Below are 303 nucleotides of genomic sequence, written 5' to 3' on the forward strand. Positions count from 1 at the left end.
TAGCAATAAAATATGATAACATAGTCCCCTACGGCGGAATTTTTTATGCTATGAACGAATTTAAACGCGCAGGACTGGACAAACTGGTAGACGGGCGGCTTAATCTCCGCTGTGCGAACTATGGCTATCAGTACAGCGATATCATGCTTGCGCTATTCTGCATATATCTCTGTGGCGGTGACCACATAGAGGATATTACAACCATATTGAACAAGTATCTGAGCACTGCCCCAGATGCGAGGATACCAAGTTCTGACACCATCGCCCGTGGGCTGAAGGAGCTGAGTGCCATGAGTATAGCCT

1 pseudogene is annotated in these 303 nt (G+C 46.9%); it reads left to right on the forward strand.

What is annotated here, in order from left to right:
* A pseudogene (locus LDN30_RS16275) lies at positions 1–303 on the forward strand (IS1380 family transposase); the annotation flags it as partial.

Origin of the sequence: Prevotella lacticifex (assembly GCF_019973375.1) — a bacterium.
Taxonomy (GTDB): domain Bacteria; phylum Bacteroidota; class Bacteroidia; order Bacteroidales; family Bacteroidaceae; genus Prevotella; species Prevotella lacticifex.